This window comes from Sphingomonas sp. PvP018, from assembly GCF_017876865.1.
In the GTDB taxonomy this organism is placed as follows: domain Bacteria; phylum Pseudomonadota; class Alphaproteobacteria; order Sphingomonadales; family Sphingomonadaceae; genus Sphingomonas; species Sphingomonas aerolata.
In genome coordinates this window covers 3941335-3964252 of record NZ_JAGIOU010000001.1, presented here as the reverse complement: position 1 = coordinate 3964252, position 22918 = coordinate 3941335, and the positions used below count along the sequence as shown (strand labels likewise).

General features: G+C 68.4%; 22 protein-coding genes. 14 read left to right on the top strand and 8 right to left on the bottom strand.

The genetic code is table 11. The annotated features are described in order from the left end of the window. Window positions 1-16 precede the first annotated feature (16 nt). Together ppsR and J3A66_RS17845 are read right to left on the bottom strand one after the other, a co-directional pair. Window positions 17-1447, bottom strand: coding sequence for a transcriptional regulator PpsR (gene ppsR, locus J3A66_RS17850; RefSeq protein WP_209570278.1), 1431 nt, complete (start codon window positions 1445-1447; stop codon window positions 17-19). Between the two features lie 30 nt (window positions 1448-1477). Continuing rightward, a complete protein-coding gene (locus J3A66_RS17845; RefSeq protein ID WP_209570277.1) occupies window positions 1478-2383 on the bottom strand; it encodes a cobalamin B12-binding domain-containing protein in 906 nt (301 codons plus the stop codon). A gap of 223 nt (window positions 2384-2606) precedes the next feature. On the opposite strand from J3A66_RS17845, the gene bchF reads away from it, so the two are divergent. Genes bchF through hemA form a run of 14 tightly spaced genes read left to right on the top strand, consistent with a single transcriptional unit; the run spans window position 2607 to window position 17919 of the window. Beyond that, the gene (gene bchF, locus J3A66_RS17840) at window positions 2607-3146 is read left to right on the top strand and encodes a 2-vinyl bacteriochlorophyllide hydratase (RefSeq protein WP_209570276.1); all 540 of its coding nucleotides are present in this window, start codon (window positions 2607-2609) and stop codon (window positions 3144-3146) included. Further along, on the top strand, window positions 3143-4444 hold the full coding sequence (locus J3A66_RS17835) for a ferredoxin:protochlorophyllide reductase (ATP-dependent) subunit N (protein WP_209570275.1): 1302 nt from the start codon (window positions 3143-3145) through the stop codon (window positions 4442-4444). The genes bchF and J3A66_RS17835 overlap by 4 nt, the downstream gene beginning before the upstream one ends. Beyond that, a complete protein-coding gene (bchB, locus tag J3A66_RS17830; protein ID WP_209570274.1) occupies window positions 4444-5997 on the top strand; it encodes a ferredoxin:protochlorophyllide reductase (ATP-dependent) subunit B in 1554 nt (517 codons plus the stop codon). The genes J3A66_RS17835 and bchB overlap by 1 nt, the downstream gene beginning before the upstream one ends. After that, entirely contained in the window at window positions 5987-9535 is a 3549-nt protein-coding gene (locus tag J3A66_RS17825) for a magnesium chelatase subunit H (protein WP_209570273.1), read from the top strand. Before bchB ends, J3A66_RS17825 begins: the two co-directional genes overlap by 11 nt. Window positions 9536-9545: 10 nt before the next feature. After that, window positions 9546-10448, top strand: coding sequence for a ferredoxin:protochlorophyllide reductase (ATP-dependent) iron-sulfur ATP-binding protein (gene bchL, locus J3A66_RS17820; protein WP_031439826.1), 903 nt, complete (start codon window positions 9546-9548; stop codon window positions 10446-10448). Next, window positions 10448-11146 (top strand): magnesium protoporphyrin IX methyltransferase, encoded by a 699-nt coding sequence (gene bchM / locus J3A66_RS17815; RefSeq protein WP_209570272.1) that lies wholly within the window; start codon window positions 10448-10450, stop codon window positions 11144-11146. Before bchL ends, bchM begins: the two co-directional genes overlap by 1 nt. Next, entirely contained in the window at window positions 11143-12603 is a 1461-nt protein-coding gene (locus tag J3A66_RS17810; protein ID WP_209570271.1) for a BCD family MFS transporter, read from the top strand. Before bchM ends, J3A66_RS17810 begins: the two co-directional genes overlap by 4 nt. Before the next feature lie 10 nt (window positions 12604-12613). Continuing rightward, window positions 12614-13381 (top strand): photosynthetic reaction center subunit H, encoded by a 768-nt coding sequence (gene puhA, locus J3A66_RS17805; protein WP_209570270.1) that lies wholly within the window; start codon window positions 12614-12616, stop codon window positions 13379-13381. Beyond that, window positions 13378-14034 carry a photosynthetic complex putative assembly protein PuhB gene (gene puhB / locus J3A66_RS19490; RefSeq protein ID WP_209570269.1) on the top strand — a complete coding sequence of 219 codons (657 nt, stop codon included), beginning with the start codon at window positions 13378-13380 and terminating at the stop codon, window positions 14032-14034. Before puhA ends, puhB begins: the two co-directional genes overlap by 4 nt. After that, complete coding sequence (gene puhC / locus J3A66_RS17795) at window positions 14031-14513, top strand: photosynthetic complex assembly protein PuhC (protein ID WP_209570268.1); 483 nt, start codon at window positions 14031-14033, stop codon at window positions 14511-14513. Before puhB ends, puhC begins: the two co-directional genes overlap by 4 nt. After that, the gene (locus J3A66_RS17790; protein WP_031439820.1) at window positions 14510-14806 is read left to right on the top strand and encodes a hypothetical protein; all 297 of its coding nucleotides are present in this window, start codon (window positions 14510-14512) and stop codon (window positions 14804-14806) included. Before puhC ends, J3A66_RS17790 begins: the two co-directional genes overlap by 4 nt. After that, window positions 14803-15909, top strand: coding sequence for a magnesium-protoporphyrin IX monomethyl ester (oxidative) cyclase (acsF, locus tag J3A66_RS17785; RefSeq protein WP_209570267.1), 1107 nt, complete (start codon window positions 14803-14805; stop codon window positions 15907-15909). The genes J3A66_RS17790 and acsF overlap by 4 nt, the downstream gene beginning before the upstream one ends. Then, a complete protein-coding gene (gene puhE, locus J3A66_RS17780) occupies window positions 15906-16709 on the top strand; it encodes a putative photosynthetic complex assembly protein PuhE (RefSeq protein ID WP_209570266.1) in 804 nt (267 codons plus the stop codon). Before acsF ends, puhE begins: the two co-directional genes overlap by 4 nt. Further along, complete coding sequence (hemA, locus tag J3A66_RS17775) at window positions 16699-17919, top strand: 5-aminolevulinate synthase (RefSeq protein ID WP_209570265.1); 1221 nt, start codon at window positions 16699-16701, stop codon at window positions 17917-17919. The genes puhE and hemA overlap by 11 nt, the downstream gene beginning before the upstream one ends. Before the next feature lie 63 nt (window positions 17920-17982). Here the strand turns inward: hemA and J3A66_RS17770 are convergent, their stop codons facing one another. The 6 genes from J3A66_RS17770 to pufB all read right to left on the bottom strand — a co-directional run bounded on the left by J3A66_RS17770 (window position 17983) and on the right by pufB (window position 22810). Beyond that, window positions 17983-19293 carry a DUF3422 domain-containing protein gene (locus J3A66_RS17770; protein ID WP_209570264.1) on the bottom strand — a complete coding sequence of 437 codons (1311 nt, stop codon included), beginning with the start codon at window positions 19291-19293 and terminating at the stop codon, window positions 17983-17985. 58 nt (window positions 19294-19351) lie between these two features. Next, entirely contained in the window at window positions 19352-20470 is a 1119-nt protein-coding gene (pufC, locus tag J3A66_RS17765) for a photosynthetic reaction center cytochrome PufC (protein WP_245336867.1), read from the bottom strand. Beyond that, on the bottom strand, window positions 20467-21441 hold the full coding sequence (gene pufM, locus J3A66_RS17760; RefSeq protein ID WP_209570263.1) for a photosynthetic reaction center subunit M: 975 nt from the start codon (window positions 21439-21441) through the stop codon (window positions 20467-20469). The genes pufC and pufM overlap by 4 nt, the downstream gene beginning before the upstream one ends. 13 nt (window positions 21442-21454) lie before the next feature. After that, a complete protein-coding gene (gene pufL, locus J3A66_RS17755) occupies window positions 21455-22279 on the bottom strand; it encodes a photosynthetic reaction center subunit L (RefSeq protein WP_031439813.1) in 825 nt (274 codons plus the stop codon). A gap of 154 nt (window positions 22280-22433) precedes the next feature. Continuing rightward, window positions 22434-22604 carry a light-harvesting antenna LH1, alpha subunit gene (pufA, locus tag J3A66_RS17750; protein WP_081874173.1) on the bottom strand — a complete coding sequence of 57 codons (171 nt, stop codon included), beginning with the start codon at window positions 22602-22604 and terminating at the stop codon, window positions 22434-22436. A 41-nt stretch (window positions 22605-22645) separates the two neighbouring features. After that, entirely contained in the window at window positions 22646-22810 is a 165-nt protein-coding gene (pufB, locus tag J3A66_RS17745) for a light-harvesting antenna LH1, beta subunit (RefSeq protein WP_081874172.1), read from the bottom strand. Between the last annotated feature and the right edge of the window lie 108 nt (window positions 22811-22918).

Genomic DNA, 22918 nt, shown 5'->3' with positions numbered 1-22918 from the left:
ATCGACAACCGGCCGGTCAGCCGTCGCCCGACACGAGATTGCCGAGGCCGTGCCGGTGCAGCTTCGAATAGAGGCTCTGGCGACTCACGCCGAGCACTTCCGCCGCGGACGCGCGGTTGTCCGACGTATAGGCCAGCGCCGCCTCGATGCAGAGCCGCTCGATCAAATCGGTGCTCTCGCGCACGATCTCCTTGAGCGACATGCGGCCGACCAGCTCGGTCAGCTGCTCGACCGATCGCGGCGTGTCGTGCGCGACCAGCGGCACCTGGCGCAGGCGACGTCCGACATGGCGGATGGTGAAGCCGAAACACTCGCTGCCACCCATCGGCGCGACCACGCCGGACACCTCGATCTCGGCCTGCGCACCCGCCGCGCCGCGCAGGATCGTCGCGACGTTGCGGACCGAGCCATGTTCGCGCAGCTGCGCGACGATCAGCTCGAGATCGATGCCCGGCCGGCCCAGCCACGCGCCCAGCCGCGCGCCGATCAGCCGCTCGATCGACGGCATTTCGGTCAGCTCGACAAAGGCGGCGTTCGCGGTCAGCACCACCAAGTCGCGATCGACCAGCACGAACGAATCGGGCATGCGCTCGACCACGTCGCCCAGCGTCGCCTCATGCCGGCGCGCACCGACGACCGGCTCGACCGCCTCGATCCGGACGATCAGCGACGGGCTGCGCGCCTGACGGAACAGCTTCGCATCGATCCGCACGTCGACCGCGCGATCGTTCAGCCGCAGCGCGACCGGTGCGACATCGTCCGCCGCCTCCGCCGCACCGAGATGCGCGACCAGGTCGTCGCGATCATGCGGGTCGACGATCGTGCTGACCGGTGCACCAACCAGCGTATCGGAGGCGGCATCGAGCAGCCGCAGCGCCGCCGGATTCGCCTCGCGGATACGGCGCGAGCCGGCATCGACGACCAGGATCGCATCGGACGCCATGTCGAACAGCATCCGGTACCGCGTCTCGGCCTGGCGCAGGCGGATATAGTCGCGCTCCAGCGCCTGTTGCGTCTGGAGCAGCCGCTGCTGCGTCGCCGCCGCGCCGCGCAGGTCGCGGCCGATCGCGACGAGCCGATCGGGAGTGCCCAGCGACATCACCAGATAGCGGACCGGCACGTCGCCACCCGCCGCGGGATGCGTCACCTGTCGCCAGCGCGCGGGTTCGGGGCGGCCCGCCGCCGCGAGCATCTCGGCCGCCTTGGGACGGCTTTCGACCGTCATCGTGTCCATCCAGCGTTCGCCGACCCAGCCGGCAAAACCGTGATTGGCAAGATCACCCTGCGACACCGCAACGTCGAGGATCCGCCCATCGGCGGCGAGGATGAAGGCGACGTCGCCCACGGCCGCGAGCAGCGACGCGGCCACGCGCGCGCTCAGGGCCCCGGGCGCGGCGTCGGGGCGGGCGAAGGCCAGATGCGGGGAAGAGGCGATAGTCTTGTCCATCGACGAGCGTCGCGCTCCAATCTGCAGCAATCAATTACACGCCGTGGTCCCCCATGCGCTTTCGCGGAGAAGATCGCCGGCCAGTTTCAGCGCGAGTTTCGCATCGGACGCGGTACCATCGGCGCCGACTTTGGTGGCGAGATCCGGGTCTGCATTGAAAATCGCACCGCCGACCATGATGCAGACACGAGGATTTCGCGAAACCCTTCGCAACGCAGCAATGATCGATACAAGTCCGGCGATATGGCAGTCGCAACTGATCGTCAATCCGATCATATCGAACCAGTCCGCCGTCGCGGCATCCAGCAACACGGGCGTTTCCGCGTCGTTGATCCGGTCCGTCAGCCAGCCGCCATGCCGAAAGACCTCGTCGAGGACGATCGTCCCGAAACTGTGATGATCGCCCTGTAACGACGCGAATAATGCCCGATGCCGGTCGCCCGGATCTGTCCGGATGCTGGGCATGCGACCGGCAATCTCGTGCACGACTTCCTGCAGCCGCCACAACCCCATCGTGACATCGACGAAGTCGCAGCGATCATCATCCCAATATTCGCCGAGCAGACGCGCGGCGGGCGCGAGCAGATCGACCATGACCGTCTCGACCGAGACACCGCGGTCGAGGATCGTCTCGATATGCGCAAGCAGGCGGTCGGCATCGACCTGCATCACCAGCGGCGCGAAGATGCCCACCTCGACGCTGTCGATCGGGCCATCCGTCCCGACCTCGGCGGAGGGCATCGCCGCACTGGCATGTGCCGCCATCAGCCGCGGAATGATCTCGCATTCGATCAGCGCCGACAAAGGGCGATCATAGTCCCCGTCATCGCGACGCGGCCCCGGACCAAGATCTCGGCGGCCATCGCTCCAGTCCCGACGTGCGAACGACCCGGTGCTCCACCGGAAACCGCGCGAATAGTGAGTAACCGCTGCCATTACCGGCTCTCCCCAGCCTGGTCGACACGCCAACAACTACAGACCGGGACCTGCATTTGGCAGATTAGCGGCGACTCGCAGCATATCCCACTTGCAATTGACTGACAACCGGACGGTTTTGCTGCACCGCACAACCTGTTCCAGATTATGGACGTCCAAATAACTTGACACTTTTTGAGGGGCGGGCGTAAGGTCCGATCGGAACTTGGGCAGGCGGGGCGCGATGCGAGCGAACGACCTTTCTCCGGCAGATCGGCAGGGCGGCACGGCCGTCCCGGGCGCCCGCCGGGCAGCCGCCCCGCTCTACACGCCGGACCAGCGCGAGCGCCGCGACTCGTCGGGCTGGACGCTGGTCCAGGGGGTGCTCGCCCCGATCCAGTTCCTGATCTTCCTCGTCAGCCTGACGCTGGTCCTGCGCTATCTCGCGACGGGCGACGGCGTGGTCGCCGCGACGATATCGATCGTGGTCAAGACGGGCGCGCTCTACGCGATCATGATCACCGGCGCGATCTGGGAGAAGCAGGTGTTCGGCCAATGGCTGTTCGCCCCCGCCTTCTTCTGGGAGGACATGGTGAGCATGCTCGTGCTCGCGCTGCACACCGCCTATCTCGTCGCGCTCGCCCGCGACTTTGGCAGCGAGGCGGGACGTATGTGGCTCGCGCTCACGGCCTATGCGAGCTACGTCGTCAATGCCGCACAGTTCCTGATCAAGCTGCGGGCCGCGCGGTTGCAGCGTTCTCCGGCGGGCATGGTCGCGTCATGACCGCCCCGCTTTCCACCCCCCTGCCCACCGCCCCGCAGCTTGGCCGGACCGGATGCGACGCCGCGCCCGTGCTGCGCGAACGCGGCCAGCGCGAGGTGTTCTGCGGGCTCACCGGGATCATCTGGCTGCACCGCAAGATCCAGGACGCGTTCTTCCTCGTCGTCGGCTCGCGGACCTGCGCGCATCTGCTGCAATCGGCGGCAGGCGTGATGGTCTTTGCCGAGCCGCGCTTCGCCACCGCGATCATCGAGGAGCGCGATCTCGCGGGGATGGCGGACTGCAACGACGAGCTCGACCGCATCGTCGACCAGATGCTGTTGCGCCGGCCCGACATAAAGCTGCTGTTCCTCGTCGGCTCCTGCCCGTCGGAGGTGATCAAGCTCGACCTCTCGCGCGCCGCGGCCCGGCTGTCGGTCAAGCATGGCGGCACGACCCGGATCCTCAATTATTCGGGCAGCGGGATCGAGACGACCTTCACCGAGGGCGAGGATGCGTGCCTCGCGGCGCTGGTGCCCGGCCTCGCCGCCGACGCATCGGCGAAACCGAGCCTGATGATCGTCGGCGCGCTGCCCGATGTCGTCGAGGACCAGTTCCTCCGGCTGTTCGACGCGCTCGGCATCGGCCCGGTCCACAGCCTGCCCGCACGGCGCGCGGGGGCGATGCCGCCGGTCGGGCCCAATACGCGCTTCCTGCTTGCCCAGCCGTTTCTCGGCGAGACGGCGCGCGCACTCGAGGATCGCGGCGCGACCCGACTCGACGCGCTGTTCCCGTTCGGTGCCGAGGGCACGACCGACTGGCTGCACGCCGCCGCCCAGGCGTTCGACGTCGACGCGATGCAGTTCCGGCGCACGATCGCGCCTGGCCGCGAACGCGCCAAGCGCGCGCTCGCGCATGCACGTCCGCTGCTCGAGGGACGGCGGATCAGCTTCCTCCCCGATTCCCAGCTCGAAATCCCGCTCGCGCGCTTTCTCGCGACCGAGCTCGGCATGATCCCGGTCGAGGTCGGCACGCCCTATCTTCACCGCCGCCACCTCGCGCGCGAACTCGCACTGCTCCCCGCCGCGACGCGGCTCAGCGAGGGGCAGGATGTCGATCGTCAGCTCGACCGCCTGCGTGCGGACCGCCCCGACCTCACCGTCTGCGGCCTCGGTCTTGCCAACCCGCTCGAGGCCGAGGGGCTGACGACGAAATGGGCGATCGAGCTGGTCTTCTCGCCCGTCCATGGCTTCGACCAGGCGGGCGACCTCGCCGACCTCTTTGCGCGACCGCTGCGGCGGCGTGACCTGCTGAGGGTGTGATGCAGCTGACCGTCTGGACCTATGAGGGACCACCCCATGTCGGCGCGATGCGGATCGCGACCGCGATGGAGGACGTGCATTATGTCCTCCACGCGCCGCAGGGCGACACCTATGCCGACCTGCTGTTCACGATGATCGAGCGGCGCGGCAAGCGCCCGCCGGTCACCTACACGACCTTCCAGGCGCGCGACCTCGGCAAGGATACCGCGGCCCTGTTCCAGACCGCGGCGCGCGATGCCTATGCGCGCTTCACCCCGGGTGCGATGCTGGTCGGCGCCTCGTGCACCGCCGAACTGATCCAGGACGATCCCGCCGGGCTGGTCGCGGCGATGGACCTGCCCTGCCCGGTCGTGGCGCTCGAACTGCCCAGCTATCAGCGCAAGGAGAATTGGGGCGCTGCGGAGACCTTCTACCAGCTCGTCCGGACCCTCGCGGCCAGCCCCGTGCCCAACCGGGCAAACGCACGTCCGATCGCCAACATCCTCGGCCCGACCGCGCTCGGCTTTCGCCACCGCGACGACGTGATCGAAGTCCGTCGCATCCTCGATGCGCTGGGGATCGCGGTGAACGTCGTGGCGCCGCTCGGCGCGACCACCGCGGACATTGCCCGGCTGCCCGACGCCGATTTCAACATCTGCCTCTATCCCGAGATCGCCGACACCGCCTGCCGCTGGCTCGCGCGCGAACACGGCCAGCCCGTCGTCACCACCGTGCCGATCGGCCACGGCGCGACGCGCGACTTCATCGCCGAGCTGGCGGCGCTGACCGGGATCGATCCGGCGGGCGGGTGCAATCCCGGCCATCTGCCCTGGTGGAGCCGCTCGGTCGACTCGACCTATCTGACGGGCAAGCGCGTCTTCATCTTCGGCGATGCGACGCATGCGATCGCCGCCGCCCGCGTCGCGCGCGACGAACTGGGGTTCGAGGTCGTCGGGCTCGGCTGCTACAACCGCGAATTCGCGCGCGACCTTCGTACCGCCGCGGCGCTCTACGGCGTCACGCCGCTGATCACCGACGACTATCTGGTCGTCGAGGAGGCGATCCAGGCGCTGCAGCCCGAACTGGTGCTCGGCACGCAGATGGAACGGCATATCGCCAAGCGGCTCCGGATCCCGTGCGCAGTGATCTCTGCCCCCGTCCATGTCCAGGATTTCCCCGCACGCTATTCGCCGCAGATGGGGTTCGAGGGCGCGAACGTGCTGTTCGACACCTGGGTCCATCCGCTCGTCATGGGGCTGGAGGAACATCTGCTGACGATGTTCCGCGACGATTTCGAGTTCAGCGACATGGCCGGCGCGAGCCATCTTGCGCCCCTCCCGGTGGCGCCCGAGACAGCGCCGCAGCCGGTATCGCCCGAGGTCGCGCCCCGCCCCGCCCCTGACGCCAGGGCCGCGCGTGTCTGGTCCGCCGATGCCGAGCGCGAGCTGCTCAAGATCCCCTTCTTCGTCCGCGGCAAGGCGCGTCGCAACACCGAACGGTTCGCCGCCGAGCGCGACGTCGCAACGATCACGATCGACACGCTCTATGATGCGAAGGCCCATTATGCCCGATAGCGCCATCCGCCGCCCGGTCCCGCTGCATGTCGTGATCGTCACGCTCGACAACCATCTGTCGGGTGCCGCCGAACGCGCGGCCGCACGGTTCGCCGCGGACGATAGCGGGATCACGATCGGCTTCCACGCCGCGGCCGACTGGGATCGCGGCACCGGGTCGCTCGATCGCTGCATCGCCGATATCGGCCGCGCCGACATCGTCATCGCGACGATGCTGTTCCTCGACGACCATATCCGCGCGGTCCTCCCCGCGCTGACCGCGCGCCGCGAGGCCTGCGCCGCGATGGTCGGGCTGATGTCGGGCAGCGAGATCGTCCGGCTGACCAGGCTCGGCGACTATCGCATGGACAAGCCGGCCAGCGGTCCGCTCGCGCTGCTCAAACGGCTGCGCGGATCGGCCAAGCCCGGCGCGTCGTCGGGGGCGGGACAGATGCGGATGCTGCGCCGGCTGCCCAAGATACTGCGGTTCATTCCCGGCACCGCGCAGGACGTCCGCGCCTATTTCCTGACGCTGCAATATTGGCTGGCGGGCAGCGACGATAATGTCGTCGGCATGATCCAGGCGCTCGCCAGCCGCTATGCGGGCCACGCGGTCCGCGCCGCCGCGCCGCACGATTATCCCGAGGTCGGCGTCTATCACCCGGCGATACCGGGCCGGATCGCCGACCGGGCGGACGCGCTGCCTGTTCACGGAGGCTCGCGCGGCACGGTCGGGGTGCTGATGCTGCGCTCATACCTGCTCGGCCGCGACACCGGTCATTATGACGGCGCGATCGCCGCATTCGAGGCGCGCGGGCTGCGCGTGATCCCCGCCTTTGCCAGCGGGCTCGACTCGCGCCCCGCGATCGAGCGCTTCTTCATGCGCGACGGCGTGCCGATCGTCGATGCGGTCGTCTCGCTCACCGGGTTCAGCCTGGTCGGCGGCCCCGCCTATAACGACGCCGAGGCGGCGGAGGCGATCCTCGCCACGCTCGACGTGCCCTATGTCGCGGCGCATCCGCTCGAATTCCAGTCGCTCCAGCAATGGGGCGCGGGGCGTCAGGGGCTGTTGCCGCTCGAGGCGACGATGATGGTGGCGATCCCCGAACTCGACGGTGCGGTCGTCCCCAGCGTGTTCGGCGGTCGCGCAGACGGATCGGGCGCCTGCACCGGGTGCGCACGCCGCTGCACCTTCACCGAATCCGGGCTGACGCGCGAGATGCGCTCCTGCCCCGACCGCGCCGAGGCGCTGGCGGGCAAGGTCGCACGGCTGGTCGACCTGCGCCGGTCCGAACGGCGCGGACGCAGGCTCGCAGTCGTGCTCTTCAACTTCCCGCCCAATGCCGGCGCGACGGGCACCGCGGCGCATCTCGCCGTCTGGGAGTCGCTCCACGCGACACTCACGGCACTCGCGGCCGCGGGCTATGCGGTGGAGGTTCCCGCCGATGTCGACGCGCTGCGCGAGGCGGTGCTCCACGGCAATGCCGCGCGCTACGGTGCCGATGCCAATGTCCATGCGCGCATCCCCGCCGACGACCATGTCCGGCGCGAGCCGCATCTGGCCGCGATCGAGGCGCAATGGGGCCCCGCCCCCGGCCGCCAGCAGAGCGACGGCGCGTCGATCCACGTCCTCGGCGCGCAGTTCGGGCAGGTGTTCGTCGGGATCCAGCCCGCCTTCGGCTATGAGGGCGATCCGATGCGGCTGCTGTTCGAGGGCCGCTTCACCCCCACCCACGCGTTCAGCGCCTTCTACCGCTGGCTGCGCGAGGATTTCGCCGCGGATGCGGTCCTGCATTTCGGCACGCACGGCGCGCTCGAATTCATGCCCGGCAAGCAGGCGGGGCTGAGCGGCGATTGCTGGCCCGAACGGCTGATCGGCGACCTGCCCAACCTCTATCTCTATGCCGCGAACAATCCGTCCGAAGGGCTGATCGCCAAGCGCCGCTCGGGTGCGACCCTGATCAGCTATCTGACGCCGCCGCTCGCGGAAGCGGGGCTTTACAAGGGCATGACCGAACTCAAGGTGTTGCTCGAGCGGTGGCGCTCGTCGCCGTCGGACGCGGAGCGCGACCTGCTTGATCCGATGATCGTCGCGTCGGCGGCCGCGCTCGATCTCGACGCAAGCGACCTCGATGCCTTGTCAGCCAATCTCTACGAAGTCGAACGCGAGCTGATCCCCTACGGCCTGCATGTGCTCGGCCAGCCGCTGCCCGAGGCGATGCGCGCGCAGATGATCGCCGCGGGTGCCGATCCGTCGCTCTCGTCCGACAATCCCGAACTCGGTGCACTGATCCATGCGCTCGATGCGGGGTTCGTCCGCCCGGCGCCCGGCGGCGACGTGCTGCGCAACCCCAAGGCCCTGCCGACCGGGCGCAATATCCACGGCTTCGATCCGTTCCGGATCCCCGGCAGCTTCGCGATGGCGCAGGGCCTTGCACAGGCCGACGAGGTGATCGCGCGCCACACCGCGAGCGGCGCGGCCTTCCCCGAGACGCTCGCCATGGTGCTCTGGGGAACGGACAATCTCAAATCGGAGGGGACTCAGATCGCGCAGGTGCTCGCGCTGATCGGCGCACGCCCGCGGTTCGACGGCTATGGCCGGCTCGCGGGCGCCGAACTGATCGCGCTCGACGAGCTCGGTCGCCCCAGGATCGACGTGATCGTCACGCTGTCGGGGATCTTCCGCGACCTGCTGCCGCTCCAGACGCGGATGATCGCGGAGGCCGCATGGCTCGCCGCGACCGCGGACGAACCGCTCGACCGCAACGCGGTGCGCCGGCACGCGCTGGCCTACGCCGAGCGGACCGGCTGCGACCTCGAAACCGCGGCGCTGCGTGTCTTCTCCAATGCCGAGGGCGCCTATGGCGCGAACGTCAACCTGCTGATCGACGATGGTGCGTGGAGCGATCCCGACGAGATTGCCGAGGTGTTCGAACGGCAAAAGGGCTATGCCTATGGCCGCACCGGCACCCCCGCGCGCCAGGCCGATCTGTTCAAGGCCGCGCTCGCGGGTGTCGACCTCGCCTATCAGAATCTCGACTCGGTCGAACTCGGCGTCACCGATATCGACCATTATGTCGATGCGCTCGGCGGGATCAGCCGCTCGATCACGCGCGCACGTGGCAGCGCGGCCCCGGTCTATATCGTCGATGCCACGCAGGGCGCGACCAAGGTCCGGACGCTGTCCGAACAGGTCGAGCTCGAGACGCGCACCCGGATGCTCAATCCGCTCTGGTATGAAGCGATGCTCAAGCATGGCTTCGAAGGCGTCCGCAATATCGAGGCGCACGTCACCAACACGCTCGGCTGGTCGGCTACGACCGGAGACGTCAGCCCTTGGGTCTATCAGCGGATCAGCGAGACCTATGTGCTCGACGACGCGATGCGCGAACGGCTGGCGACGCTGAACCCCAAGGCGTCGGCGCGCGTCGCCAACCGCCTGATCGAAGCGAGCGACCGGCATTTCTGGTCGCCCGACGCAGCAACACTGGCCGCACTCCACGCGGCAAGCGACGACCTCGAGGATCGCCTCGAGGGTATCACCGCGGTCGCGGCATAAGGACGATATCATGGCCCTGCTCGATCCCCCTACCCGCCCCGTTGCATCCCGCCCCGATGGCGCGGGCAGCGTCCAGGTCCGGCTCGACCCCGCCGACCGGATCGGCTCCGCGAAAGTGTTCGCGATCTACGGCAAGGGCGGGATCGGCAAATCGACGACCTCGTCCAACCTGTCCGCGGCGTTTTCGCTGCTGGGCAAGCGCGTGCTGCAGATCGGCTGCGATCCCAAGCACGACAGCACCTTCACGCTGACCAAGAAGCTCATGCCGACGGTGATCGACGTGCTCGAGACGGTCGAGTTCCACGCCGAGGAACTCCGCCCCGAGGATTACATGTTCGAAGGCTATAACGGCGTGATGTGCGTCGAGGCCGGGGGCCCGCCCGCGGGCACCGGATGCGGCGGCTATGTCGTCGGCCAGACCGTCAAGCTGCTGAAACAGCATCATCTGCTCGAGGAGACCGATGTCGTGCTGTTCGACGTGCTCGGCGACGTCGTGTGCGGCGGGTTCGCCGCCCCGCTGCAGCATGCCGAGCGCGCGGTGGTGGTCGCGTCGAACGACTTCGACAGCATCTTCGCGATGAACCGCATCGCCGCCGCGATCCAGGCCAAGGCAAAGAATTACGAGGTGCGGATGGCGGGCGTGATCGCCAACCGGTCCGCCGCGACCGACGAGATCGACCGCTACAATGCCGCGACCGGGCTGAAGCGTCTCGCGCATTTCCCCGATCTCGATGCGATCCGGCGCAGCCGCCTCAAGAAATGCACGCTGTTCGAAATGGAGCAGACGCCCGAGGTCGCGGCCGCGTGCGACGAATATAAGCGCCTCGCCGCGCTGCTCTGGTCGGGTTGCGATGCGCTCGACGCAATGCCGATGAAGGATCGCGACATCTTCGAATTCCTGGGATTCGAATGATGGCCAGCCTGGTTCCCTCCACCGGCTATGCCGCGCGCCGCAACCGGCTCGAAACCTATTTCGACCGCACCGCGTCGCAAACCTGGGCGCGACTGACGTCCGATGCGCCGGTCAGCGGCATTCGCGCCACGGTCCGCGCCGGCCGCAACCGGATGCGCGAGACCTTGCTGTCCTGGCTGCCCGCGGACATGACCGGACTGCGGCTGCTCGACGCGGGCTGCGGCACGGGCGCGCTGGCGGTCGAGGCGGCGCGGCGCGGCGCGGCGGTCGTCGCGATCGATCTCGCCGCCAGCCTTGTCGAGGTCGCGCGCGAGCGGTCGCCGGCCGGGCTCGCGATCGACTGGCGCGTCGGCGACATGCGCGACCCTGCGCTCGGCATGTTCGATCATGTCGTCGCGATGGATTCGCTGATCCATTACCGCAGCACCGACCTCGTCGAGCTGGTGGAGACGCTGACCCGACGCACGCGCGGTTCGATGCTGTTCACCTTCGCGCCGTCGACCCGGCCGCTGGTCGTGATGCACGCGATCGGCACGCTCTTTCCCCGCGGGGACCGTGCGCCGGCGATCGAGCCGGTTCGCGAACGCGTCCTGCGCGCGCAGCTGCACGCGAGTGTCGGCCATGCGCGGATCGGGCGCGACGCGCGCGTCGCCAGCGGTTTCTACACCAGCCACGCGCTGGAGATGGTCGCCGCATGAACCGGCTGGTCGCCTTGAAGACCGGCGCGTTCTGGGCGCGGCTCGGCACCCGGTTCCTGCCGTTCGCCGACGCCGCGACCGACGATCTGCCGCTCGGCCGCCTGCTGCGGCTGTCGCTGTTCCAGCTGTCGGTCGGGATGACCGCGGTGCTGCTGACGGGCACGCTCAACCGGGTCATGATCGTCGAGCTCGGCATGTCGACCAGCCTCGTCGCGGCGATGGTCTCGCTGCCGCTGCTGTTTGCGCCGCTGCGCGCGCTGATCGGGTTCCGGTCGGATCACCATGCCTCGCTGCTCGGATGGAAGCGCGTGCCCTATCTGTGGTTCGGAACGCTGCTCCAGTTCGGCGGCCTAGCGATCCTGCCCTTCGCGCTGCTGGTCATGACCGGTGGCGGCACGGGCCCCGCGATCTTCGGACAGATCGGCGCGGCGTTCGGCTTCCTGATGGTCGGCGCGGGGATGCACACCACACAGACCGCGGGGCTGGCGCTCGCGACCGATCTCGCCCCCGACGATGCGCGGCCGCGTGTCGTCGCGCTGCTCTATGTCATGCTGGTCCTCGGCATGATGGTCAGCGCGATCGTGATCGGCCGGCTGCTTGCCGATTTCACCCCGACCAAGCTGGTCCAGCTGATCCAGGGCGCAGCGGTGCTGACCGTCGTCCTCAATCTGGTCGCGATGTGGAAACAGGAAGCGCGGGGGCCTCGCCCGGTCGTGCCCCGGCCCGATCGCCCGAACTTTGGCGCGATCTGGGCGATCTTCATCGCTCGCCCGCGCACGCTGCGGCTGCTCGTCGCGGTCGGTCTGGGCGCGGCGGCGTTCAGCATGCAGGACGTGCTGCTCGAACCCTATGGCGGGCAGGTGCTCGGCATGATGGTCGGTGCGACCACCGCGCTGACCGCGCTCTGGGCGCTCGGCATGCTGGGCGGGTTCGCACTCGCCGCCAGACGCCTCGGCGAGGGCGACGATCCGCATCAGCTGGCGGGCTTTGGCGGCGTGCTGGGCGTCACCGCGTTCCTGTGCGTGATCTTCGCCGGCGCGCTGTCGTCGGTCGCGTTGCTCGGCACCGGCGCGGCGCTGATCGGCTTTGGCGGCGGACTGTTCTCGGTGGGCACACTGACCGCCGCGATGGCGATCGCCGACGCGGGGCCACTCGACGGACGCACCGGGCTCGCGCTGGGGGCCTGGGGCGCGGTGCAGGCGAGCAGCGCCGGCGTCGCGATCGCACTCGGTGCAGTCCTGCGCGACCTCGTCTCGGCGGCAGCGATGGCGGGGGCGTACGGCCCGACGCTGGCGACCCGGGTCACCGGCTATGCCGCGGTTTACGGCGTCGAGATCCTCTTGTTGCTCGGCACGCTCGTCGCGCTCGGCCCGCTCGTGCGTGGCCGGGGCGCGATCGTCGACGCGGTCGGCGAGCGGCCGGTGCCGCGTTTCGGTCTCAGCGAATTTCCGGTCTGAAGGGACGATCATGAACCCGCATCTGACATCCGGCATCGACGTCGCGCTCCTGGTCCTCTGGGCGTTCGCCTTGTTCTTCCTCGTGCTCGTCTTCTACCTGCGCCGCGAGGACCGTCGCGAGGGCTATCCGCTCGAGGACGAACTGACCGGCCGGCTCGATACGGTCGGCGGCCCGCTGCACACCGCCTCGACCAAGTCGTTCCTGCTGCCCTTCGGTCGCGGCCGCGTCACGGCGCCGACCCAGGGGCGCGAGCCCGTCGACATCGCCGCGCGGCGCACCGACCGGTTTGCGGGCGCGCCCTATGCGCCGACCGGCAACCCGCTTGTCGACGGCATCGGTCCCGCCGCCTGGGCCGAGCGCGCGCGGCATCCCGATCTCGACATGGAGGGGCATCCGCGGATCGTCCCGCTCAGCGTGGCGTCGGACTATGCGGTCGCGGTCGGCGATCCCGACCTGCTGGGATGGCCGATGCTGGGCGCGGATGGCGAGATCGCCGGGACGATCGACGATCTGTGGATCGACCGCGCCGACCGGCTGATCCGCTACATGCAGGTGTCGGTCGGCGACCGCGCGGTGCTCGCGCCGATGATGATGGCCAAGGTCGATCGCCGCCGCCGCCGCGTCGTCATCGACGCGCTGCTCGCCAGCCAGTTCGCCGACGTGCCGCCGATCGAGGCCGCCGACCGGATCACGCTCTACGAGGAGGAGCGGGTCCAGGCCTATTTCGGTGGCGGCTATCTCTATGCCACGCCCGCACGTCAGGAGCCGCTGCTGTGACCGAGCATGACGTCGAACCGATCCCCGGCCTTCCCGGGGTGCCACCGCCGGGTGAGCGGATCCTGTGGCAGGGATCACCCGACTGGCGGGTGCTCGCGCGCACCGCCTTCCACACCCGGCTGGTCGCGGCCTATTTTGCGGTGCTGACGCTGTGGGCGCTGGCGGAGGCCGGACGGCAGGGGATCGACGGACCGCGGGACCTCGTCGGAGCGGCGATGACCGCGATCGTCGGGCTGCTGGGGGTCGCACTGCTCCACCTGCTCGCCTGGGGCGCGGCGCGGACGACGCTCTATACGCTGACCACCCGGCGTGTGGTGCTGCGGATCGGCATGGCGCTGCCCAAATGCATCAACCTGCCGCTGGCGCTGATCGGCGCGGTCGATCTCGCGGAGCGCGCCGACGGGACGGGCGACATGCCGCTGACGGTCACCGGCCGCTACAAGCTCGGCTATCTCGCCTTGTGGCCGCACGCCCGACCCTGGCGGATCGTCACGCCCCGGCCGATGCTGCGTGCGGTGCCCGATGCCGCGACCGTCGCCGCGCTGATCGCCCGGACCTGCCTGACGGTGCACCCGACAGGGCAGTTGGCGGCTTCCGAGACAACCCAAAATGCTTCTGTCGACAGCGTCTTCGCCAAGGCGCAGGCGGCATGAGCGGCACGCATCGCCATCCGGACCTCGTCCCGCGCACCACGCTCATCGGTGCCGGCGCATTGCTGGCCTTCACGCTCGCGGCCACGAGCATCGTCCGGATCGCGAACATCGCCCCGGTGGCGTCGCCCGTCCTGATGCGCGAACAGGCGAAGATCCTCCCCCTCGCGTCGCGCGACCTGCGCTTCGTCGACCGCGCCGATGGCTCGGTGGTGATCGGCAATGCGCGCGGCGGGACCGTGGCGGTGATTGCGGCGGGGCAGAAGACCGGGTTCGTCCGCGGCGTGATGCGCGGATTGGCGCGCGACCGGCGCGCGCGCGGGATCAACGACCGCCCCCCCTTCACGCTGACGCTCTGGCGCGACGGCGAATTGTCGCTGACCGACACCGCGACGGGCCGGACGATCGAGCTCAGCGCCTTCGGCCCGACCAACCGCGCGACCTTTGCCGCGCTGTTGCCCGCACAGGCGCCCGGGACATGACGCTGCTGCGGTCCACCCGGTTCGACACGCCCTGCCGCGTCGAGATCGAGCATAGCGACGCGTTCCTTTGCGCGCATGTCGTGCTGGCGGGCGATGTCGCGATCGGGCCCGGCGACCGGGTCCGCGTGCACGGCGCACCGATCCGGGTCGGTTTCGGCGAGCGCTGCGTGGTCGACCGGATCGCAACGGTCGAACGCGCGGGTCTGGCCGGGCGGCTCTGGACGCAGTTCGCCGGCCATTTCGCGATGACGGAATTATACGAGGTCAGCTTTTCGGATCGGACGATAGCATGAACAGGATCACCACCCTCGCCCCCGCACCGCTCGACGCGGCGTTCGCCCCCCTGCCCGATACGCCCCTGCCCGATACACTCGCGATCGCCCGCGCGGACACCGTCCTGTCGCCCCGCTTCTACACCACGGATTTCGCGGCGATGGACCGGATCGACGTCTCGGCGGTGCGCGGCGAATGGGATGCGCTGATCGGCGAGATGGCGAGCGACCCCAACCGCCTGCACTTCAAGCGCACCGCCGCATTCGACGGCGTGATCGAAAGCCTCCCCGACGGGCTGCGCGAAGAATTTACCGATTTCCTCGTCAGTTCGCTGACCGCCGAATTCTCCGGCTGCATCCTCTATGCCGAGATCGCCAAGCGCGTGACCAACCCCGACGTCAAACAGCTGTTCAAGTTGATGAGCCGCGACGAGAGCCGCCATGCCGGCTTCATCAACGACACGCTCAAGGATGCAGGCATCGGCGTCGATCTCGGCTTCCTGACGCGGACGAAGAAATACACCTATTTCCGGCCGAAATTCATCTTCTACGCGACCTATCTCAGCGAGAAGATCGGCTATTCGCGCTACATCACCATCTACCGCCACCTCGCCCAGCATCCCGAACTGCGCTTCCACCCGATCTTCGACTGGTTCGAACTTTGGTGCAATGACGAGTTCCGCCACGGCGATGCCTTTGCGATCCTGATGCGCACCGATCCGAAGCTGCTGCGCGGCGTCAACCAATGGTGGATCCGCTTCTTCCTCGTCGCGGTCTATGCGACCATGTACGTGCGCGATCACAACCGGCCCGCCTTCCACAAGGCGCTGGGGATCGACCCGACCGACTATGACATGCGCGTCTTCGCGATCTGCTCGGCGATCACGCGGCAGGTGTTCCCCGTCGTGCTCGACACCGACAGCCCGCGCTTCCGCGCCGGGCTCGAGCGGATGCGGCGGATTGCGGGGGCGATCGACGCGGCCAAGGCGCGCGGCGGGGTGGTCGGGGGGATCCAGCGCCTCGGCCTGACCGCGACCGCCGCCGTCAGCTTTGCCTGGCTGTATCTCACGCCGGTCAAGCGCAACACCGCGCCCGCGACGGTGCGGCTGGTCCCGGCGTGGTGAGCATCCCCCCGCTGCTTTTCGCGCTGCTGATGTGGTTTATCGGGACGGCCGCCGTGGTCTGGCTCGACAGCCGCCCGGCGGCGACGTTCCGCACCAGCCTGACGCTAGCCGGCCTGGTCGCGATCGCCGCGGTCGCGCTGGTCGGGTCGATCGCCAACGAGGCGAGCGCCGGTGCCGCCTATACCGGGTTCGCGGCGGCGATCCTGATCTGGGGGTGGCACGAAATGAGCTTCCTCATGGGGGCGGTCGCGGGTCCGCGTCGGACCGAATGTCCGCCCGACGCGACCGGCTGGCCCCGCTTCCGCGCCGCGACCGCCACCGTGATCCATCACGAGCTCGCGATCGCCGCGACCGCGATCCTGCTCTTCGCGGTCAGCTGGGGCGGACCGAACCAGGCCGCGCCGCTCACCTTCCTGCTGCTGTTCGTGTTGCGGCTATCCGCCAAGTTCAACCTGTATCTGGGCGTGCCCAATCTCAGCGACGAGGTGTTTCCCGCGCATCTGGCTTATCTCAAAAGCTATTTTCGCAAGCGCCGGCTGAACGCGCTGTTCCCGGTCTCGATCCTCGCCAGTGGCGCAACCGCCGCCTGGGCCTGGACGGTCGCAGAGGCCGCCCCCGCCGGCAGCGGCGCTGCGGCCGCGGGTACGCTGCTCGCGGGGCTGGCGGTTCTCGGGCTCGTCGAGCATCTGTTTCTGGTCCTGCCGATGCGCGATGCGCGCCTCTGGCGCTGGGCCGCTTCCTCCACACGAGCGGCACAGGCCGCCATCACCGACGGACGGGGACGATCGCATGGATTATGAGGCATTTTTCGAAGGCGAACTCGCGGCGCTCCGCGACGATGGGCGCTACCGGGTGTTTGCCGAGCTCGAGCGCACCGCGGGCGCCTTTCCCGCCGCCGAACAGGTCATCCGCCGGACCCGGCGACCGGTGACGGTGTGGTGCTCGAACGATTATCTCGGCATGGGCCAGCATCCCGCGGTGCTCGAGGCGATGCATGCGACGATCGACCGGTGCGGCGCGGGCGCGGGCGGGACGCGCAACATCTCGGGGACGACGCACAGCCATGTGCTGCTCGAGGCCGAACTGGCCGATCTTCACGCCAAGGAGGCGGCGTTGCTCTTCACCTCGGGCTATGTCTCGAACTGGGCCGCGCTGGGCACGCTCGGCGCGCGGCTGCCCGGTTGTGTCATCCTGTCCGACGCGCTCAACCATGCGTCGATGATTGAGGGCATCCGCCACAGCCGCGCCGAGGTGCAGGTCTTCACGCACAACGACCCTGAGGATCTCGATCGCCGACTGTCGCAACTCGATCCGTCGCGGCCCAAGATCGTCGCCTTTGAAAGCGTCTATTCGATGGACGGCGACATCGCGCCGATCGCCGAGCTGCTCGATGTGTGCGAGGCGCATGGCGCCTTGTCCTATCTCGACGAGGTGCACGGGGTCGGTCTCTACGGTCCGCGTGGCGGCGGCGTCGCCGAGCGCGAGGGGCTTATGGACCGCGTCACGGTGATCGAGGGTACGCTCGGGAAGGCCTTTGGCGTGATGGGCGGCTATATCGCGGCGTCGGCGGCGCTGTGCGATTTCGTCCGCAGCTTCGCTAGCGGCTTCATCTTCACCACCGCCCTCCCCCCCGCGCTCGCCGCGGGCGCGACCGCGAGCATCCGCCACCTCAAGGTGAGCCAGGTCGAGCGTGCGCGGCACCGCGATCGCGTCGCGACCGTGCGCCGCCGGCTCGATGCGGCCGGGATTCCCACGGTCGACAATCCAAGCCATATCATCCCGGTGATGGTCGGCGATGCGCACAAGTGCAAACGGATCAGCGACTGGCTGCTCGAACATCACGGCATCTACGTCCAGCCGATCAACTACCCGACCGTCCCCGTCGGCACGGAACGGCTCAGGCTGACGCCGTCGCCGGTGCATAGCGATGCGGATATCGACACGCTGGTGACCGCGCTCAGCGAGATATGGTCGCAATGCGCGCTGGCGCGGCGGGCGATGGCGGCCTGACCCGGTGCCGTCGGCGTCTAAGGGGCGCCGACGGCACGGGACCGCCTCCGGTGCCGGCGGGCGTCACGCCGCCAGGTGTTTGTGCATCCGCCAGCGCCCCAGCGCGACAAGCGCGATCACCACGGGCACCGCCGCTGCGGTGGCGACGTCATGATGGACGCCCGGAATGGCCGTCAGCAGATAGCCGATGAGCGACACCAGATAATAGCTGATCGCGACGACGGAGAGCCCCTCGACCGTCTGTTGCAGCCGCAGCTGCACCGTCGCGCGACGGTCCATCGACAAAAGGAGGTCGCGATTCTGCTTGCTGAGCGCGATGTCGATCCGCGTCCGCAGCAGCTCGCTCGTCCAGGCCGCGCGCTGCGACAGATCCTCGAGCCGGGCCGAGAAGGAATCGCAGGTCCGGACCGCCGGCACCAGCCGCCGTTCGGTAAAATCGCCCAGTGTCTGATAGCCGCGCACCCCGCCGATCCGCAGGCTGGCGAGACGGTCGGTGCTCAATTGCGCATAGGCGCGCGTCGCACTCATCCGATAGCGTGTCTCGGCGACGAGCCGGGCAAGCCGGGCGGACAGGTAGGTCAGCTCGTCGAGCAGCCGGTCGTCTTCGGATGTCCGTTCGGAGACCGCCTGGGTCAGATGCGCCAGACGCGATTCCAGGTCCGAAACGCTCGGCGTCAGGCGCTGCGCCAGCGGCAGGCCGAGCAGCGCCATGTTCCGGTAATTGCCCAGTTCCTGAAGGCGCATGACGAGTTGCGCGGGTTCGTCCCGCTCGAGGCCTCGGTCGAGCACGAGCAGCCGGCCATAGCCGTCGGGGTTGAGCCGGAAATCAGACACGATCCGCCCTGCGCCGTCCGCGACATCGCACAGGATCGTCGCTTCCGACGCGAACCAGCGTTCGAGATCGTCGGGCGTCGGATCGCCCGCCGTGCGCGGCACCAGCGCGATCTGCGTCGCCCGGATGATCGCACCGGGCAGGTCCTTGAATATCGCCGACAGCGCGGGCTCGAACGGGCCGGGATCGAACAGCGACGGCGCGTATCGCGACGGCGTGCCGGCGGCGGCCCCGGCCCCGGCTTCTGCCCCAGCCTCGGCCTCGCCCGCACCGCCGCGCAACAGCGTGTAGGTCGCGAATTCCGTATGGCGCTCCCACACCAGTGTCACCGGCCCCAGGCCCAGCACGCCGTATTTCCCCGCGACGGGGACGATCTCGCGGCTCTGCTCGGCCAGCGTCGCGATATGCGCGCGTGCCGCGTCCGCCACCGCCTCCTCGAGCACGGTCACGATCTGCACCAGCCGGCACGGCGCGGCGAAGCGCGGCAGTCGCCGAAGATGCATCTCCTCGGCCAGCGCGGCGCGCAACGGGTGATTGTGCATCGTCAGGCCCGCCCGGCCGATAGCAGTGGGATCCGCGCCCCCGGCGGCGCGGATCGCATCACTTTGCGTCCGTCATCGCCGCCGGCCGGGAAAAGGCGGCCGGCACCGCGACGCCGGCGCCCGGTCCACCCTCGGGCACCGCGCGGGCGATCAACGCGCCCCTCAGGATCGGCGCCTGGTCGATCATGCTGACCCCGCCCAGCGGCTTGTTGATGCCCTGGTGACAGGTGGTGCAGTTCACCTTGTAGGGATCGCCATGCGGCCCCTTGCGACTGGCCGGGAAGATCGGTTGCAGCGGTGTGATGTAGGTCTGGTTGATGTCGCGGACCATGCGGATACCGTAATAGGCCGTGCCCCGCTGCGCACTGCTGAGGTTCCACGAACGGAACGACTGGCTGTTGTGGCAATAGGTGCAATTGACCCCCAGCGCGCCGCTGACATGCATCATCAGCCCATAGGATTTCTCCGCCGCCTTGATCGAGACGATGTGGTTGGCGTTCGGGAACGCGCTGCTGCTGGCGACCCGGATCTGCGCCCGGCCGCCGAGATATTCGGCAAACGGATCATAGGGCAGCGACGCATAGCCGACATTCGGGTTCGGCGCGTTCTGGCCATGCCGGTTGCCCAGCACCTTGCCGGGCTCGGGGGTCCCCTCGGCGATCGCCCATTTATACGCGGGCACCGCATTGCCGCGATGGCAGGTGTAACAGGTCACCCCGGTCTGCTTGACATGGCTCGCCCAGCGACCGTTGATCGCCTGAGTCATCTGCAGCATCCGGCGCGCGACGATCTTGGTGTATTTCTCGTCCGACGCCATGTTTTCCGGGTTGTGGCAGTAATTGCACCCCTGTTCGGGCGGCGCGACCCACTGGGTCATCTCGGCCATCAGATGATCGAACCGTTCGCGGCCCAGCCCGGCGAGCACCTTCACATTCTCATAGCTCTCGCCCGCCGTGGGACCGCCCTCGGGCGGCAACGGATAGGGCGCTTCGGGTATCACACTGGCCGCCGCGATCAGCTTGGGGTTGATGATCTGGTTCAGTCCGGCGCCGCGATAGCCCGTCTGCGTGGCTGTCTTGGGGCCGATCTCGCACCCCCCGAGCAGGACGAGCGCCACGCCGAGTACCATTGTCTTGGTGGGCGTCTTGGTGGGCGTCTTGGTGGGTAATGCGGTCATCGTACACCTCCCGGGAGCAAGGCGGGATCGACGACGCCGGTGTCCGGATAACCCGGCGCATAGCCGTGCAGCACCGCCCAGAGATACCAGTTGTCGACCACGGTCCCGGTCAGCAGGATCCCGATCGCGCCCGTCAGCGGGGTGAGCACCGCGAACCACCAGGCCCAGCGATGAATCGACTCGGCGGTTGCGTTGAACCCCATCGTCCAGCGCCAGAACAGCGCGCCACGCTCGAACGCGGTGCCGCGGTCGGTGATCTGCTCGATCTCGCGTTCGCCGCCATAGCGGCCGATCGCCAGCACCGTCGCGCCGTGCATCGCGAACAGCATCGTCGAGCCATAGAGGAATGCGATCGAGAGGCAGTGGAACGGGTTGTAGAACAAATTGCCGTAGCGGATCGAAAAGGCGGCGGTCCAATCGAGATGCGGGAAGATACCGAACGGCACCGCCTCCGCCCAGCTGCCCATCAGCATCGGCCGGATGAAGCCGAGTGTCAGGATCAGCAGGATTCCCGCCGCGAACGCCCAGGCGACATGCGTCCCCATGCCGAGCGCGCGCGCGCGTAGGTACGTCCGCACGAACCACAGGATCAGCGACGCGCTCATGAAGAAGCCCGCCATCTGCCACCAGCCGCCCTCGGAAAGCGGCATCAGCAGCTTGAACCCCCATTGCGGGCCGGGCGGCTCGAGCGCGAGCCAGGGCAGCTGGCGCGCGAACTGGACCGGATCCCAGTTGACGCTGGCGGCCATGTTCAGCCCGATGATCTCGAACGACAGGAACGCACAGATCAGCGAGGCGAGGCCCAGCCTGCCGAGATAGATCGGACCGATCTGGGCCGCACCGAGCTTGCCCATCCAGTAATTATAGGTCCCCGTGCCGACCCGCGGGAAGCTGCCCGGGGGGAGCCGCGGTCCCGCCTCGAGCGGGCCGCGCAGCTGCACCTGGGTGAACATGTTCTGATAGCGCGCCATCGCCATACCCCCTTCAGGACCAGATCGGCAGGTTGAGCCACCACGTCCACCATTCGGGCCAGCCGCGCGTCCAGAGCGGCCCCGAGATGATGATGCAGATCGCGCTCCAGAACCCTGCTGACAGCGCAAGGAACAGGCCCAGCCGGTGGATGCCGAGCGTCCCGATCGAATAACCGATCGTGTCGCGGAAGAACGCGTCCTCATATTCCGGCGACTTGACCGGTTCGCCCTCCGCCGGGTTGACCGCGGACAGCACCAGCGCGCCGTGGAACGCCAGCGCGCCCCCGGTCGTGAAGAAGAAGCTCACCGCGAGCATGTGCGCCGGATTGTAGTGGAAGTGGAGATATTGGTAGCCGGTGTTCGACACCCAATCGAGATGGCTGAAGATCCCGTACGGAAAGCCGAAGCCCCACGCACCGAGCAGCCACGGCCGGACGACGACCAGCGAGACATAGGCGAAGATCGCAAAGCCATAGGCAAAGGGCACGTGATAGCCCATGCCGAGCTTGTTGCAGATCTCGACCTCGCGCAGCGCCCAGGACACGAAGGCCACGATCGCGCAGATCGTGATGACCTGCCAGAACCCGCCCTCGCGCAACGGCGCCAGCCCCAGACCATAGGCGATGTCGGGCGGCGCGATGCTGATCAGCCAGGGATTCCAGCTCGGCCCGAGCGAGGCGGCGTAGAAGATCAGCAACGTGCCGAGCAGCGCGGAGATCGCGGTCGTGACGCCGAAGAACCCGACGTAAAAGGGCCCGACCCAGAAGTCGAACAGGTCGCCGCCAAGCAGCGTCCCGCCGCGCACCCGGTATTTTCGCTCGAAGCTCAACAGCGCCATGGCACGTCTCCGTTTCCCCGTTTCGTCACGGCATCCCGTCACGCCGTCCCATCACCCCGTGCCGATCAGCCGGGGTCGGGACTGCGGTGGAGCCAGGGGGTATGGGAGGACGGGTTCGGTCTGCCCCCGTCCTCCGCAACCGCCGATCGTCGCATCAACTGCCCGCGGGCGCGGTGACGGCGGGCGCTTTGTGCGGGCCATCGAGCCAGTTGAAGCGATCGGTGCTGAGCAGGATGAAGTGGATCAGCAATGCCAGCACCAGCAGGAACGTGAACAGAGCGACGAGCGAACGCCGCGGATCGAAGATCAGCCAGATTCTCCACATGACGTGGTTCCTCTCATTGGTTTGCGATTAGGGCGTGCGGCTCAAAACCAGGGGCGCCAGTTCCACACCAGGAAATGCGCGATGACCGCGACGACGGTGAAGATCAGGAAGCTGGTGATGAACAGCTTGTGAAATTCCTTGGCCTCTTCGGGCGTGAGGTAGGTGCCAAGCCCCATCCTCTCGTCCTTGTCTCTCAGGTCGCTCATGATGACGTCTCCGTTGTTCCCGAGGAGAAGGGGAGCGTGAATCGCGCTCCCTGGATCCACGCGGACCGGATGCCCGCGAGGAAGGGGTCACCCGCATCGGCACCGGTC